The sequence below is a fragment of the Roseibium aquae genome (assembly GCF_008711285.1).
In the GTDB taxonomy this organism is placed as follows: domain Bacteria; phylum Pseudomonadota; class Alphaproteobacteria; order Rhizobiales; family Stappiaceae; genus Roseibium; species Roseibium aquae.
Window position 1 is genome coordinate 69,520 of the sequence record NZ_VXDC01000006.1, and the last position, 15,230, is coordinate 84,749.

Here is a 15,230-nt window from a genome sequence, read left to right on the forward strand (position 1 = left end):
AGCCTATGCTAGACACCAATCCGAACATCCCGGACTGGGCCGTGCGCGCGCGCCGGATCCAGGTGGCGTCCCGTCTGCTGAAATGGATCTGCACCTTGGGCACGGTGGCATTCGGGGTTCTTTCCGCCGGCATTGTCGCAGCCCTGCTCGTTCCTTCCTTCGACCATTTCGCGGCCGACACCTCCGTCAGTTTCGAGGACTGGGAACGGCCGTTCGCCGAGATCCCGCTGGCTCAAAGGATCGGGCTGGCAATTTTCCTCCTGCCGGGTGCCGCGAGTTTGATCGCCGCCGCCTGGGCGTTCCGCACGTTGTTTGCCCGCTTCGAGCAGGGCCGGTTCTTCGATCCGGCAACCGCCGTATGGTTGATGGCCGCGGGCGCGGCCCTGCTGGTTCACGGGCTCCACGATCTGGTCAGCGACCCGGTGCGCTCGGCGCTTGCAAGCTGGGACCAGGAAGAGGGAATGTTTCTGTTTTATATCGATGGCGGCGAACTGTTTTTCCTCATCTTCGGCGCCCTTGTTCTGGTCTTCGGCTGGATCCTGCGCGAGGCGGCCAGTATTGAGGAAGAGAACAAATCGTTCGTGTGAACCTTTCCATCCCCGGATGATCGCTCAGAGGTCGTGAATGCCCATAGTCATCGAGTTGGACGTCATGCTCGCCCGGCGCAAAATGCGGTCGAAGGAACTGGCCGAACGCATCGGCATAACCGAACAGAACGTCTCGCTTTTGAAATCGGGCAAGGTGAAGGGCGTGCGTTTCGAAACGCTGGAGCGGATCTGCGAGGCCCTCGACTGCCAGCCGGGCGATATCCTCATCTACCATCCGGACGAGCCTGCCGCCAAGGACTGACCCCTGACTCGCAGTTGCGCGCCAACGTTACTTTTCCCACTGGAATTATCTGCTGAAACCCGATTTCCGCAAGCCTGGGGCAAGCCCGGCCGTCTATCCCCGATCTATATGCAGGGTTTTTCAACTTTTAGTTGATTTCTTTGAAGATCAGGATCGGCCCCATGACTGACCCCAAAGGCACCCCGGATCGCCACCAGGATACCGGCCAGCGTCACACCCCCGCACCGCGCACGCGCCTGCGCAAGGGGCGGATAGCCACGCTGTCGGATGAGCCGGTGAGCGATTGCACCCTTTTCGATGTCGAGGAAGGCACTATCGGCATTACCCTTCCGCAAAATATCCAGCTGCCGAACGGCTATCTGCTTTATGACGAGCGGGAACATACCGTGGGGATCGCGCGCACAAGCTGGCGAACCGGCCTTGAACTGGGCGTTGTCTTCAATGTGACGCCCATGCCTGTGAGCTACTTTCGCAAGCATCACGCCAAAGCCCTGAAGGAAGCGCAAGCCGGTACTCCGGCATCGAAACTATAGGTCCAGAAAACCTCGCGCCTGCGCATTGGAACGGATAGTCTTGATGTCTGCAACAAAGACAGTGGACGCTGGTTTCCCTCTACTTGCATCACGGCGGACAACTATTGCCTTGGAGCCAAACACGGGTCGAGTCAGGGTTTTCTTCAGGCCCCCTCACCCCTCCGGTTTGCACGTCGGCCATTCCGGATACCGGATCAAGGCCACCGGGTAAATCCGGCGCATGATTTAACGGCACATACACCAGAAACGTGCCTCAATGGCGAGACCGGAAGGCATTTCCGTCCATTCACTCTGGGTAGGCATCGCCATGATTGTTTCCAGACGGCTTCGCCAGACACTGCAGTTCCATTTGAGCGTGGTGTTTCTTGCGCTTGTCCTCACCGTCGGATCGGTGATCGGCTGGCTCACCTATTCGCGGATGGGGGATGTCATTGCCGATGCCTCAGGAAATCTCTTCAACGTGACCAGCACGGAGGCTTTGGCCGGACTGGAGCGCCTGTATGCACCCGCCGAGCTTGCTGCCGAAGTACTCGCCCGGCATGATATCACATGGGCTGAAACCTTGGCGGAGCGGCTGGCACACATGCCGGTTCTGGCCGGCTTTCTCGATGAGGCCCCCGCGCTGGCCGGCCTTTTTGTCGGTTATGACGACGGTGACTTCGTCATGCTGGTGCCGGTGCGCGACGAGGCCGCGCGGCGCCGCTATGCCCCACCGGCGGGAACGTCATTCGTCGTCCAGGCGGTCGACCGTTCGCCCGGTGAGGTGGCGCAGGGCCGCTTCGTGTTTCTCGATTCCGCTTTTCGGGTACTGGGCGAAGAAAACAGAACGACCTATGCTGCCTATGATCCGAGGACCCGGCCCTGGTTTGAAAGAGCCACGGCAGAAAACGTTCAAATCAAAACGGACCCTTACATCTTCTTCACGGCCCAGACACTGGGTCAGACGATTGCCCTGCGAAGCGCCGCCGGGACGTCAACGGTCGGTGTGGATATATCGCTCTCTACACTGGCGGAGTCGCTCAGTCGGGAACGGATCACAGAGCGCGCAGAGCTTGCCTTGTTTGACCGCGACCTGCGCATGATCGCGCATCCCGACAAGACGAAGGTCGTCAAGATTCTGCCGCCCGCAGCGACAGGAGGCGGCCCTGCCCTTGGCCGGTTGTCGATCGAGGAAATGGAGGGATCCGCCCTGTCGTCTGTTGCGAAGGCTGCAGTCGCTGCGGGCGTAACAACCGGCACGGACAAGACCCTGAATGACCGGCTGCGCATTGACGGTGCTGCCTGGCGCATTCAGGTGGCGCCTCTGGAGATCCGCGGATCGACACCTTACTACCTCGCCATTGCGGTTCCGGAAGCCGAACTGCTGGCTCATGCGCGCCTGCTGCTGCAGCACGCCGCGCTTGCGATCGCCGTTATCCTGCTTCTTGCTGTCCCCATCACCATGACGGCTGCGCGGCTCATCGCCAAGCCGGTGCGTGCCTTGTCGGCGGAGGCAGAAAAGATCCGGCGCTTCGACTTCGCCGACCCAGTCGAGGTGGACAGCTTCATCATCGAAATCGACGATCTTGCCCGGTCGATGAATGACATGAAATCGGCCATCCGGCGGTTTCTGGACATCAACAAGACCATTTCCGAGGAAACCGATTTCGACCGGCTGCTTGACACGCTGCTGCAGGAGACAGGCGGCATTGCGGGCGCGCGGCGTGGTGCCATCTATCTGGTTTCCGAAGACAATGCGGTGCTGCAACCGGCCGCGGCCATGGGCGGGTCCCTCGCCCTGCTCCAAGCCTTTCCCCTTGACGGGCTCCCCGGCATTCTCCAGCACGCCTGTACCCACAACAAGACCTACGCAACCCCCGTCAGCGGCGCCAGCCTGGCCATTTGCGGCGGGGATCCGGCGGCCGAAGACAATCCGGACCGCAATGCCGTGATCGTGCCGCTGTTCAACCGGGCCGGGGCGATGATCGGCATGATGACGCTGGTGAGGGAGGAAACGGGGAACAGCGCACTGATCGGGTTTGTCGACGCCCTCTCCGGAGCGGCCGCGATTGCGCTGGAAACACGGCAGCTGATTGCCTCCCAGAAGGCGCTGTTCCAGGCCGTCACCCGAATGATTGCCGGCGCGATCGACGCCAAAAACCCCTCCACGGGCGGGCACTGCGCACGCGTGCCGGAACTCACCAAAATGCTCGCCGAAGCCGCGCACGCGGCCAGCGAGGGTCCCTTCGCCAGCCTCACACTCACCGAGGACGACCGCGAAGCCATCCACATCGCCGCCTGGCTGCATGACTGCGGCAAGGTCACCACGCCGGAATATGTTGTCGACAAGGCCACCAAGCTGGAAACGCTGTATGACCGCATCCATGAAATCCGCATGCGCTTCGAAGTGCTCAAACGCGATGCCTGGATCGCCTTTTGGAAAGGCGTGGCGGGCGGCGGCGATGCGGCAAAAATGGCCGAAAAGCGGCAACTGGAACTGGCCGCGCTCGATGCCGATTTCACCTTTGTCGCTGAATGCAACCAGGGCGATGTCTTCCTGTCGCCGGAGCGCCTGGAGCGGCTCCAGGACATTGCGGCCCGGACCTGGACCCGAACCCTGTCCGACAGAATCGGCATCGGCCATGAGGAACTCAGCCGCAAGGCCCAGATCCCGGAGCCGGACCTGCCCGCTGCGGAACCGCTGCTGGGCGACCGGCCGGACCACATTCTGCCGCGGCGGCCGGAAGACCGGTTCGAACCCGGCAACCCCTGGGGCTTCAAGCTGGCACAGCCCGAACACCTCTACAATCGCGGCGAACTCTACAACCTGTCGGTCGCCAAGGGCACACTGACGGCAGAGGAACGCTACAAGATCAATGACCACATCGTGCAGACCATCATCATGCTGTCGCGCCTGCCCTTCCCGCAGCATCTGCGGCAAGTGCCGGAGCTGGCTGGCGGGCATCACGAAAAGATCGACGGCACCGGCTACCCCCGCGGTCTGACACGCGACGAGATGAGCCCGGTCGCCCGCATCATGGCCATTGCCGACATTTTTGAAGCACTCACTGCCGCCGACCGGCCCTACAAGACCGGCAAGACCGTGTCGGAAGCGCTGAAGATCATGGGCTTCATGGTCAAGGACGGCCACCTCGACCCGGACCTTTTTGACCTGTTCCTCACCTCTGGCGTCTGGCGCGAATACGGCGAACGTTTCTTGAAGCCGGAGCAGATCGGTGTGGTGGATGTCGACGCGCTGCGTCCCGGTCCCCGGGTGGCCGCGTAAGGTCAAGCGGCCCGCACCTCAGCGGTTTTCTCAAGCGGGCACAACGCATGATTTACCACGGGCCGCGTTTTGCACGTCAGGTCCCCGGATGGGGATGGCCCGCCGCGCCGGTCCGTCGCATAACACAAGGGCACCAGACACACGCCTGGTCCTCTGGGGCGCAGCCCGCGTCTCCCTGTCAGCAGAAAACTTCGCCGGGTGCCTTGCGCCCGGCTTTTTTCGCTGCAAGCCGGTCCTTCATCACTTCAGGACGGAACACCGCTCATTGGTCGATCAGACCGGCGGCATAGGCGATGGCGCGCTGATAGTTGCCGCTGTCGTTCCAGGTCGACAGAACCCGGAAATTGGCCGATCCGTCCGCGAAGGAACCGCCCGGGCGCCAGCCGTTCTGGCGCAACATGTTGGCCGCGGTCGCCAGCGCGTCGGCCGCGTTGTTGGGATCGGCGCGGCCGTCGCCATTTCCGTCGGCGGCAAACCGCACCCAGTTGCCCGCCAGAAACTGCATGTGCCCCAGTTCGCCGGAGGGCCCGCCCCGGCTGTTGCCGTTGATCAGGCCCCGGTCGACCAGCTGCAGGGCGGCAATCGCATCGTCCTCGAAGCGCGGATGGCGGCGGCAATAGGAGGCCAGGGTGACGGCGCCGCTGACAATCGGCGTTTCGCCGGTATAGCCGCCCCAGCTGGTCTCATAGCCCCAGATCGCCACCAGAATGGACCCCGGCACGCCATAGCGCTGCTCGATGGCCTGGAACAGACGGGCATTTTGCTGCAGCCGCCGCTTGCCGTTGGTCACGAAGGAATTCACGCTGGAAAACCGGCTTTTCAAAAACTCTTCCGGGCTGCGGTGGCGCATGCTGGACTGGGAAGCGGGATTGGATTCGAACCGCCAGGTGATGCCCGACAGGCGCGCCTCGCGCAGCGCCTGCATCCCCCTCTGGCCGACCCCGTAGGAGGTGGCCTGCTGGGCCAGCTGCTGCTTGTAGGCGTCGAACTGCCCCTTGCTGGTGATGCACGTGGCGGCGGACGCCTGCGCCGCCAAAAGCGCGCCTGCCCCAGCCAGCACCATGCGCCATGTGGCCCGTTTGCCTGTCATTCCCATCTCCCCAAAGAAATCGCCCAAAACCCTCTCGCCAAGGCCGGCTGACCGAAGCCCCCACCCCGAAGCGGCGAGGATCCGCCGAACCGGTATGCCCCCGCTCCTCCGGTTCCATACACCGGCCGGATCACCATTATATTTACGCAATTCGATCTTTGGCTGTTTTTCGGCCGTTGCCAATCGCCTTTTTCGCCGCCAGCCGCCAGGCCCTCATGGCGTCGCAGGCAAGGTCTTTTCGCGGCGAAGGCCGCCGACCGGTTTTGACCGCGATGTGACAGCTTGGCCTTGTGCCTGCGCCAAGGCGCGATATTCTGGGGCTCAATGACCGATCTGACAGACGGGTCAGAAACGGCGAGGCAACCGCACAGGGACGCGTTTGAGACCATCGATCGACATCGCCGACAGCCCGGCCGCCTTGAAGCGCCGGATCGCGGAGCTGGAACGGCGGCTGGAAACGGACGATCTCACCGGCCTGCCGACAAAGCAGTGGTTCTATCAATATTTCAGCGATCACGCCCGGGTTGGCGACGCCGTCCTTTTCATCGATCTGGATGATTTCAAGTCGGTCAACGACACTTACGGCCACGCCACGGGCGACCAGTTGCTGGTCGGGATCGCGGCGGCGCTGGACACGTCGATGAAAGGAATTGGCGTGGTCGCCCGGCTCGCGGGCGACGAGTTCATCGGTCTGCTGCACGGACCGGACGAGCAACGGCTTGAAGCCGTGGGGGCCGGGATCATCGCCGCCATCGGCGCCTGCCGCGTGACAGCCGGGGAACTCGCCGTTTCGCGGCATGCCTCGCTGGGGCTGGCCCGGGTCCGGCCCGGGATGCAGCCGCGCGAGGCGCTGATCGAGGCGGACAACGCGCTGCGGGAGGCCAAGCGGTCGGGAAAGAAGCAGGCGGTCCTGCTGGAAGAGCGCGCCCTGCAGCTCACCCCCGGGCGGCCGAGCCTGGAGGAGGTGCATCTGGGATTGACCCGGCAGGAGATCGGCTACTACCTGCAGCCGGTCTTCAACCTCGCCCGGTCCGAATTGTGGGGCTATGAGGCCCTGCTGCGCTGGCGGCGCGCCAATGGCGAGGTGCTGGGCCCGGCCCAGTTCCTGACGACCATGACAAAGGCCTATGGCTATGGCGCTGATCCCCCGCTCGAGGCGGCGCACGCGGCGGCGGCCTGGGCCGCGCTCGACCAGGGCAAACACATCGCCTTCAACGTCTCCAGCGCGTTTCTGGCGCAAGTGGCCGACCAGCGGCTGGACTGGGTGCAGAAGATCGTGGGCGACATCCCGGCCGAGCGCATCGTGCTGGAAATCGTCGAGACGGTGGTCGACCATAAATGCAGCCGGATTGGCAAGGTGGTCGCCGACTTGCGCGACAGGGGCGTCAAGGTCGCGCTGGACGATTTCGGCATCGGCCAGTCCACCCTCTCCCGGCTTCAGACCATCCCGGTCGATTACGTCAAGATCGACAAGCATTTTTTGAGCGCCGCCGTACGGAGCGGGCGGGACCGGGACATCCTGTTCAAGATGATCGACCTGATCGGCGCGAGCGGGGCCAAGCCCATCGTCGAAGGGATCGAAACCGCAGAGCAGCTCGCCCTCGTCCGGCAAACCCCGGCGGAGTTCGGACAGGGGTTTTTCCTCGGCCGCCCGAACCCCGTGAGCCATTGGACCGCCACACCGCCATCGATCGGCTGACCGCAGCGGGGCCGTGACCATTCCCGGCGGTGGTCTTAAAGCCTTACGGCATGGTTCGCGTACTGATGCAGGTAGCGTGCGCTTATGTGATGATGTTGGCCGCGCACCATGCGGCGCAGGCGAGCGAAGAAGCTTTCTGCTTGGTTCAATGCCTCGATGTAATGGCGGTTGAGACGGTACAAACCCCCTAGTCAGATATTTCAATAATCTGATGGAGATCGATAACTGAGTAGGCCGCAGGCTTACCGCCATTCACCATTTTAACGATAACGTCAACGATGAAGCCTTTTTTGTAAACGTTGTCATCAGCTTCGCGGATTTCGTGCTTTATCTGCTCTTCAGCGATCTCTGAACCATAGACCAATGGCATTGATTTATCGGATAATTCTTCAATCCGTACCAATTCGCCGGATCGCTTTCCGACATTTGCATCATTGACGTCAGACCGGGTAAACACCATCAAAACACGTCTATGAGTTTCGGTTTCCGGTTTGGCTAACATTTTTCGTCGGTCTTCAATGTTTTGTAGCACGGCACGAGCTTCTGGAGCTTTGAACTCGAATGATGCTTTGATTTGTCTTTTGCCATCCTCAAAATGAGCAGCTTCAAGCCGATGCCCACCGATTGGGTCGTTTGCTATTGATTGTGCTGCGTCTGCCCAATCTTTCAATTCTTTTGGTGTTTCGAGCTCCCCGTCAGGTACCTCGCCTTTTCGAAGAAAGGTGAATCTCTGGCCCCATCGCTTAACAAAATCCTCAAGGATTAAGACTTGATCCATATTACCGATTGATGTCGCGGCGATTGCCACCAACCCCGTGAACAAGTCGGCTTCGATGCATCCGCTACGAACTTCACGGACGTACATTTTTGGATCAGATTTTACGTTGTCATAGGTTGTTTCAACAAATCGCTCAAACTCATTGGCAAGCGACGTGAATGCGCCCACGAAATCTCGCAATTCAACAGGTTCATCCGTATCAATTTTTAAGGTCAATACTGCCGACTGCTCCCCCATGAGTTGAGAATACGATTTTTCAATCACTTGTCCACTCTGCAAATGGCTTGGTGCGTTTGCTACCTAATGCCGAGGCTGCTGTGGGCTTTGCCTGTTAAGGGGCTCTGGGCACACACATCCCGTGGCAATCCCCAAGAGCCATGCGGTGCTTGTGCTCAGACAAACCTACTCCGCCGCTTGTGCGGGGCCGTAGCCGAGCTGCGCGTTGAGTTTGGCGATGAGGTCGATGGCGGCTTCCGCGATGACCGTGCCGGGGGGGAAGATGGCGGCGGCGCCCGAGGCATAGAGTTCGTCATAATCCTGCGGCGGGACGACGCCGCCGACCACGATCATGATGTCTTCCCGGCCCTCGTCGGCCAGCGCTTTCTTGAGCGCGGGCACCAGCGTCAGGTGGCCGGCGGCGAGTGACGAGACGCCGACCACGTGGACATCGTTCTCCACCGCCTGGCGGGCGGCCTCGTCCGGGGTCTGGAACAGCGGGCCGATATCGACGTCGAAGCCGAGATCGGCGAAGGCCGAGGCGATCACCTTCTGGCCCCGGTCGTGCCCGTCCTGGCCCATCTTGGCAACCAGGATGCGCGGCCGGCGGCCGTCATTGTCCTCGAATTCGGCGACCAGTTTCTCCACCTTCTCCAAGGTTCCGGACATGGCGCCCGCCTCCCGCTTGTAGACGCCGGAAATCGACTTGATCTCGGCCTTGTGCCGGTCGAAGACCTGCTCCATCGCCAGCGAGATCTCGCCGACGGTGGCCATGGCGCGCGCCGCCTTGACCGACAGGTCCAGAAGGTTGCCCTCGCCGCTTCTGGCGCAGGCGGTCAGCGCTTCGAGGGCTGCCTGGGTTTCGGCCTCGTTGCGCTCCGCGCGCAGGCGCTGGAGCTTTTCGATCTGGGCCGCGCGCACCTCGGCATTGTCCACCTTCAGGACGTCGATGGGCTGTTCCCGGTCCGGCTTGAACTTGTTGACGCCGACCACCGTCTGCGCGCCGCTGTCGATGCGCGCCTGGGTCTTGGCGGCCGCCTCCTCGATCCTCAGCTTGGGGATGCCCTTCTCGATGGCCTTGGCCATGCCGCCGAGGCTCTCCACCTCGCGGATATGGGCCATCGCCCGGGCGGCGAGATCGGCGGTCAGCCTCTCGACATAGAACGAGCCGCCCCAGGGGTCGATCACCTTGGTGGTGCCGCTTTCCTGCTGCAGGAAGAGCTGGGTGTTGCGGGCGATGCGGGCGGAAAAATCCGTCGGCAGGGCCAGCGCCTCATCGAGCGCGTTGGTGTGCAGCGACTGGGTGTGGCCTTGGGTGGCGGCCATCGCCTCCACACAGGTGCGGATGACATTGTTGAAGACGTCCTGCGCGGTCAGCGACCAGCCCGAGGTCTGCGAGTGGGTTCTGAGCGACAGGGACTTGGGATTCTTCGGGTCGAAATTCTCGCGCATGAGCGTTGCCCAGATCAGGCGGGCGGCGCGGAGCTTCGCGACCTCCATGAAGAAGTTCATGCCGATCGCCCAGAAGAAGGAGAGCCGCGGCGCGAACTTGTCGATGTCCATGCCGGCGGCAACGCCTGCGCGGGCATATTCGATGCCGTCGGCGATGGTGTAGGCGAGTTCCAGATCCGCCGTCGCGCCCGCTTCCTGCATGTGGTAGCCGGAAATCGAGATGGAGTTGAAGCGCGGCATGTGCTCGGAGGTGAACTTGAAGATGTCCGAGATGATCCGCATCGAATGCTTGGGCGGGTAGATATAGGTGTTGCGGACCATGAACTCCTTCAGAATGTCGTTCTGAATGGTGCCGGACAGGTCCTTGTGGGCGACGCCCTGCTCCTCGGCGGCGACGATATAGAGCGCCAGAACGGGCAGCACGGCCCCGTTCATGGTCATCGACACGCTCATCTTGTCGAGCGGGATGCCGGAGAACAGCGTGCGCATGTCATAGATCGAGTCGATCGCAACGCCCGCCATGCCGACATCGCCGGCCACCCGCGGATGATCGCTGTCATAGCCGCGGTGGGTGGCCAGATCGAAGGCGACCGAAAGCCCTTTCTGGCCCGCGGCCAGATTGCGCCGGTAAAACGCATTGGAAGCCTCGGCGGTCGAAAAGCCCGCATATTGGCGCACGGTCCAGGGCTGCTGGACATACATGGTCGGATAGGGCCCGCGCAGGAACGGGGCAAGACCCGGCCAGGTGTCGAGGTGTTTCAGATCCGCGATGTCGGCCGCGGTGACGACCGGCGGCACGTCGATGCCTTCGGGCGTGGTCCAGTCCGCCATTTCCGGCGAACGGGCGGCAGCGCCGAGACGGTTCTGGAAGGCAATCTTCGAAAAATCCGGAATGCGGGTCATGCCAAGTCCTCCTGTGCCGGCGACGCATCGTCCTCCGCCAGTCCCAAAAGCCGGTGCGCGTCCTGCAAAAACGTCAGCAGGTCCCCCCCAGCATACAGGAAGCTGTCCACGCCCGCAGCCCGCAAGGGCTCTTCCTGCTCGCCCGGCCGGCCGGCCAGATATAGATGGGCGGCGCCCGCCGCCTTCAGTGCCGTGGCCGCCGCGGGTCCCTGTTCGGCATAGACGCGGTCGGACGACACGAGGCAGGCCAGCCGCGCGCCGCTTTGCTTGAACTGCGCAACAAGGCTGTCCAAACCCTCGACAGGCTCGCCCCCGGCCGAGGCCAGGCCGCCGGCGGCAAGGGCGTTCTTCGTCCAGGTCGCGCGCGCGGTGAACTCGGCGAGCGGTCCAAGGCATGCGAGGAAGACGGCCGGACGCCGCCCCGTCACGCGCATGGCGTGATCGGCGCGCCGGCGCAGGGCCTCGAAAGGTTCGGCGTCGCGCTGGCAGTCAAGCGGCCGGACGATCGTCCGCGTGGCGGCCTCCGCACCCAGCCCGCCCTGGAGCTCGGCCACCCGGGCCCCGTCCTTGAACGCCTTGACCAGCGCTTCGAACCGCGCGCCCCCGCCCGCTTCGGGCAGCGTTTGCGTCATGTCCACCTCGCCGACATCCTGCATCGGCACGTCGAGCACCAGAACCGGCTTTTCCTCCAGATCGGGAAACTCGCTCACGCCGGTCACCGGCCGTTTGCGGCTGGCGATCGCGCGGGCCCGCTCGGCGCGTGTCTCATTGAGCCTGTCCTGAATGAAGCCCGGTTCAAGCGCCCGGCCCAGCCCGCCCTTGGCCTCGATCTCCTGAAAGAAGGCCCAGGCGGCATCGGCCATCTGCCCGGTCCGCGCCTCGATGGCGCCCGATCCGGCGGACGGGTCGGCCACCTTGTGCAGATTGCTTTCCTCGATGAGGATCGACTGGGTGTTTCGCGCCAGCCGCCGGGCAAAGGCATCGGGCAAGCCGACCGCGGAGGTGTGGGGCAGCACCGCGACGCTATCGGCGCCGCCGATCCCGGCGGAAAAGGCCGCAACCGTGTTGCGCAGCAGGTTCACGAAAGGGTCCCTTGCGGTCAGCATCCGGTGCGAGGTCTGCATGTGCAAGGCCAGGGCGTGGTCTTCCAAGCCGCATTCGGAAAGGACACAGGACCACAGGCGGCGCAGGGCGCGGGCCTTTGCGACCGTGCCGATCTGATCGGCATCGGCCACAAGCGTGAAGCCGATCAGCGCCGCCCACCTGGCGGGATCGATCCGGCTGTGTTCCATGGCCCGCAAATACTCGACGCCGGTGGCCAGAACGCATCCCAGTTCCTGCGCGGCGCTTGCGCCGCCATCATGCCACGGCCGTCCGTCGGCTTCCGCCAGGATCGGTGTGGCCCCGAGGCGGCTCAAGGCGAAATAGGCATCGGCGGCGCGGGCGACGCCGTCCGACAATCCGGCAAGGGCCCATCCGCGCCGGGCGAGCAGACCGTAATAGTCAAAGCCGGCATGGATCCGCACCCGCGACGGGTCCAGACCGATGTGGTCCAAATACGCGACGAGCAGAGGAAGCACGGTGGTGCCCTCATGACCGGCGACCAGCCGGAGATCGATCAGATCGAGATAGACCCCGGACAGGAGCTGGTCCATATCCTCCATGCTGTTCATGCAGATGCCGCCGCCCGGCTGCGCACCGGAGGAGCTTGCGAACACAAGTTCGAGACCACTGGCGCCCCCCTCAAGATCGTCGAGGATCTGCGCATTGGCCAGTTTCACGTCGGGATGATCGATCCGCTGGATGATCGACCACGGCCGCCCGGCGGGCCGCGCCATCTGCGGCTGCGCATCGGACCGCTTCGGATAGAGCGGCTCGACGGCATATCCGTCCTCCGTCCGGGTCTGCAACCGGTCGCGGCTTGCCCCCTTCAAGGCGGCATCCACGGCCGCCAGCCAATCGGCCCGGTCCGCTCCCAGAAACGCCTCGGGGATTTCGAAATCAGTCAGGTCGGTCATCACAGTCTCCCATTGCGTCGGTTTTAGTCCCGAACTCGAAGTCATGGCAACTCAACAGAAGACCAACCCGCCAACGGCTCCCGCCGGTCAGTGCCGGGCGGAGGCCACACCCCACACGGACAAACCGGTCCGATCCGGCCCTGGCCGCGCCCCGGCACCCGGCCCGGCGCAAGATCGCGCTATGAAGAAACGGCGCCTGGCCCGAAGGACACAGGCCAGCAACAGATCCGTTTTTCACAGGGGTTTCACGGTCACCGGGCTGTCCAAAAGCAACCCGAAAGGCAAAATAGGGAAACAATGCAGACCCTTACGGCAGAGCGCGCGCATTACACTCTGGACCTGCGGAAGCGGCAAATGTGGAGGATCATGCCAAGTTTATGGCGTGAAATGCTAAATCACGCAAATTTCCCTATTGGTACCTTGCGCAATTATATTGTAATTTATCAGAACTGCCGTATGGGCATGAAAAAAATCAACAACGAAGACGGGAGGTCGAAAGCAAAACTTTCCACCGAACGACCAAACGAAGCAAATAAAAAAAACCCATCGGCGGAACGCTACGTAATCCTGCCTGAACAGGTGTGGCGGTTCGTGAAAAACAGCAGCGCAATGTTGCGAACATAATGGATGTGCACAATGTTTGACCAGACCGAACTCAAAAGCAAATTGAGAGCGATTTCCGAGTCCACCGCAGCCCACCACGTTTTGGACATCGTTGAGTCCAACCTCAGACGGATGGGCGCAACCCATGTTCTGATCACGGGTTTGCCGATGCCGAACCGGCCCATCGACAGCCTGGTTCAACGGTTCCGCTGGCCCGACCAACGCAATGACGGCATTGAAAGCACGTCCCTGTCCGCCAATGACAGCGCATTGATGCTGGGGCTTGCCAGCGACCGCGCCATGACTTGGACCATTTCTGCCGGGGACATGGAGCACTCCGATTTGCTGGCGGCCGCTGGCGAAGGCAGTCAGATCGTGGTGATCCCGGTCACCGAACTCTACCCGTTCCAAGCCTTTGTCTATGCCAGCGGACCCGCGCTTCAGCCGACCAAATGGGAGTTGTCGGCTCTTGAGGTCTTGTCCTCCGCGGCATTCTCGCGCCTGCGCGACCTTGGCGTCATCTCCGGCCAGCGGCCGGGTGCCCTGTCGACACGCGAGCGCAAGGTGCTCGAGCTGACCGCGTTCGGCAAGACGGCCGGTGAAATCGCCGAGGTTCTGGATATCTCCCAGCGTACCGTTCATGCCCATCTGCAGAACGCCAGTGTCAAATTGAACGCATCGAACAAGACCCACACGGTGGTGGAAGCCCTGCGCTACGGCCAGATCCGGGTGTAACGGTCCCGGCCATACTGCGGCCGATGTTTGAACAAGATCCCCGGCCATGCCGGGGATTTTTTTACGCGGACGCCTGAGCCATCAGCCCAGGCGTCTTGGGTCACGAGACCGGCAGTTCAGTAGGTCATCATCGGCGGCAATTCCTTTGCCTGCTCGACCCATTTGACCACTTGCGACTCGCTGGGGACCTGGCGGACAAGCTTTTTCGTCTCGTTCACTTCAGCCATCTTCGCCGCCAGATTTTCCGGTTTGCGGTGCTTGAGCTCCTTGACCGTATCGACACCCGCGGCCTCGAGCAGCTCGGAATACTCCTCGCCAACCCCGTTGATTCGCATCAAATCGGCCATATTCGCCCATTTAAGGATCCGCTTTTCCTCGATCCCGGTTTCCTCGGCCAGTGCCTTTCTTCCCTTCGGGTCCTTCGCCCGCTCCAGATAGGCTTCGGTGGTCTTGATCCCCACGGCCCCCAGTTTTTCCGCGTAAACCGGACCAATTCCCTCGATTTCACTGATCGCATAGGCCATCTGTCACTTTCTCCTCCGCCGGACCAATGACCGTCTATGGGGCTACACGATTTGGTTTAGGCCCGGGATCTTTGAAATAACTTCGTCGACGGTCTCTTCCCCCGCTTTTTCCTTAGCATAAGCGACGAGTTCTTGGGTTACGGATTTGATCTCATCCATCGAAAGGCCGGCGGATGTGAGTTCGTTCAAGGCGGCCATGGCCGCGCCCATCCCGCCCATCATATTGCCGAGGCCGGACAACATGCCGCCGGACTTTTCGGCCGCCTTCTCATCTACCAGTTCACGTGCTCCGGGAAGGGCCGCGAACACCTCCGCAACCTTGTCTTCCGGGCCCGCTTTTTCCAGGAAACCGAGGATGATCCCGATGGCCTTCCGGGATGTTTCGGCTGAGATATCGGCTGCCTGTGCAATCCGGTCGATGAGGTCCTGCATGTCGTTTTTCTCCCTGACGTGCCAAGGCGGCCATGGGGCCGCGTATTTCGACACGCTATACGCCAGAAGAGACAGCGCGTCGACGGTGACAAGGGCCCTGCGGGGTGCTTTGCTTACGCCAAACTGATCAGAC

At 62.3% G+C, this 15,230-nt stretch carries 13 protein-coding genes and 1 pseudogene; 7 read left to right on the forward strand and 7 right to left on the reverse strand.

Annotation, left to right across the window (positions count from 1 at the left end):
• The first annotated feature begins 5 nt into the window (after window positions 1–5).
• The 4 genes from F0184_RS10850 (at window position 6) to F0184_RS10865 (ending at window position 4,647) form a co-directional block, all read left to right on the forward strand.
• Window positions 6–587 (forward strand): DUF2975 domain-containing protein, encoded by a 582-nt coding sequence (locus tag F0184_RS10850; RefSeq protein WP_150496211.1) that lies wholly within the window; start codon window positions 6–8, stop codon window positions 585–587.
• 37 nt (window positions 588–624) lie between these two features.
• A complete protein-coding gene (locus F0184_RS10855; RefSeq protein ID WP_150496212.1) occupies window positions 625–849 on the forward strand; it encodes a helix-turn-helix domain-containing protein in 225 nt (74 codons plus the stop codon).
• Window positions 850–1,010: 161 nt separating this feature from the next.
• Window positions 1,011–1,382, forward strand: coding sequence for a hypothetical protein (locus F0184_RS10860; RefSeq protein ID WP_150496213.1), 372 nt, complete (start codon window positions 1,011–1,013; stop codon window positions 1,380–1,382).
• Between the two features lie 256 nt (window positions 1,383–1,638).
• Window positions 1,639–4,647 carry an HD domain-containing phosphohydrolase gene (locus tag F0184_RS10865; protein ID WP_150496214.1) on the forward strand — a complete coding sequence of 1,003 codons (3,009 nt, stop codon included), beginning with the start codon at window positions 1,639–1,641 and terminating at the stop codon, window positions 4,645–4,647.
• Between the two features lie 262 nt (window positions 4,648–4,909).
• Here the strand turns inward: F0184_RS10865 and F0184_RS10870 are convergent, their stop codons facing one another.
• Window positions 4,910–5,737: a lytic murein transglycosylase gene (locus tag F0184_RS10870; protein WP_208998431.1), complete on the reverse strand. Its 828-nt coding sequence runs from the start codon at window positions 5,735–5,737 to the stop codon at window positions 4,910–4,912.
• Window positions 5,738–6,116: 379 nt separating this feature from the next.
• Between F0184_RS10870 and F0184_RS10875 the strand changes: the two genes are divergently transcribed.
• Window positions 6,117–7,436, forward strand: a complete 1,320-nt coding sequence (locus tag F0184_RS10875; protein ID WP_150496215.1) for a bifunctional diguanylate cyclase/phosphodiesterase — start codon at window positions 6,117–6,119, stop codon at window positions 7,434–7,436.
• Between the two features lie 38 nt (window positions 7,437–7,474).
• On the opposite strand, the pseudogene F0184_RS10880 reads toward F0184_RS10875, so the two are convergent.
• From F0184_RS10880 to F0184_RS10895, 4 genes and pseudogenes are all read right to left on the reverse strand, one after another.
• A pseudogene (locus F0184_RS10880) lies at window positions 7,475–7,582 on the reverse strand (transposase); the annotation flags it as partial.
• Between the two features lie 41 nt (window positions 7,583–7,623).
• The gene (locus F0184_RS10885) at window positions 7,624–8,478 is read right to left on the reverse strand and encodes a hypothetical protein (RefSeq protein WP_206668335.1); all 855 of its coding nucleotides are present in this window, start codon (window positions 8,476–8,478) and stop codon (window positions 7,624–7,626) included.
• Between the two features lie 138 nt (window positions 8,479–8,616).
• A complete protein-coding gene (gene scpA / locus F0184_RS10890; protein WP_150496216.1) occupies window positions 8,617–10,785 on the reverse strand; it encodes a methylmalonyl-CoA mutase in 2,169 nt (722 codons plus the stop codon).
• Entirely contained in the window at window positions 10,782–12,803 is a 2,022-nt protein-coding gene (locus tag F0184_RS10895; protein ID WP_150496217.1) for a methylmalonyl-CoA mutase subunit beta, read from the reverse strand. The genes scpA and F0184_RS10895 overlap by 4 nt, the downstream gene beginning before the upstream one ends.
• A 297-nt stretch (window positions 12,804–13,100) precedes the next feature.
• Here F0184_RS10895 and F0184_RS10900 point away from each other — a divergent pair, with 297 nt between their 5' ends.
• Together F0184_RS10900 and F0184_RS10905 are read left to right on the forward strand one after the other, a co-directional pair.
• Window positions 13,101–13,427 carry a hypothetical protein gene (locus F0184_RS10900; protein ID WP_150496218.1) on the forward strand — a complete coding sequence of 109 codons (327 nt, stop codon included), beginning with the start codon at window positions 13,101–13,103 and terminating at the stop codon, window positions 13,425–13,427.
• Between the two features lie 12 nt (window positions 13,428–13,439).
• The gene (locus tag F0184_RS10905) at window positions 13,440–14,141 is read left to right on the forward strand and encodes a helix-turn-helix transcriptional regulator (RefSeq protein ID WP_150496219.1); all 702 of its coding nucleotides are present in this window, start codon (window positions 13,440–13,442) and stop codon (window positions 14,139–14,141) included.
• A gap of 116 nt (window positions 14,142–14,257) precedes the next feature.
• Here the strand turns inward: F0184_RS10905 and F0184_RS10910 are convergent, their stop codons facing one another.
• The gene (locus F0184_RS10910) at window positions 14,258–14,665 is read right to left on the reverse strand and encodes a DUF4332 domain-containing protein (protein WP_150496220.1); all 408 of its coding nucleotides are present in this window, start codon (window positions 14,663–14,665) and stop codon (window positions 14,258–14,260) included.
• Between the two features lie 42 nt (window positions 14,666–14,707).
• Window positions 14,708–15,097: a DUF2267 domain-containing protein gene (locus F0184_RS10915; protein WP_150496221.1), complete on the reverse strand. Its 390-nt coding sequence runs from the start codon at window positions 15,095–15,097 to the stop codon at window positions 14,708–14,710.
• Window positions 15,098–15,230 lie beyond the last annotated feature (133 nt).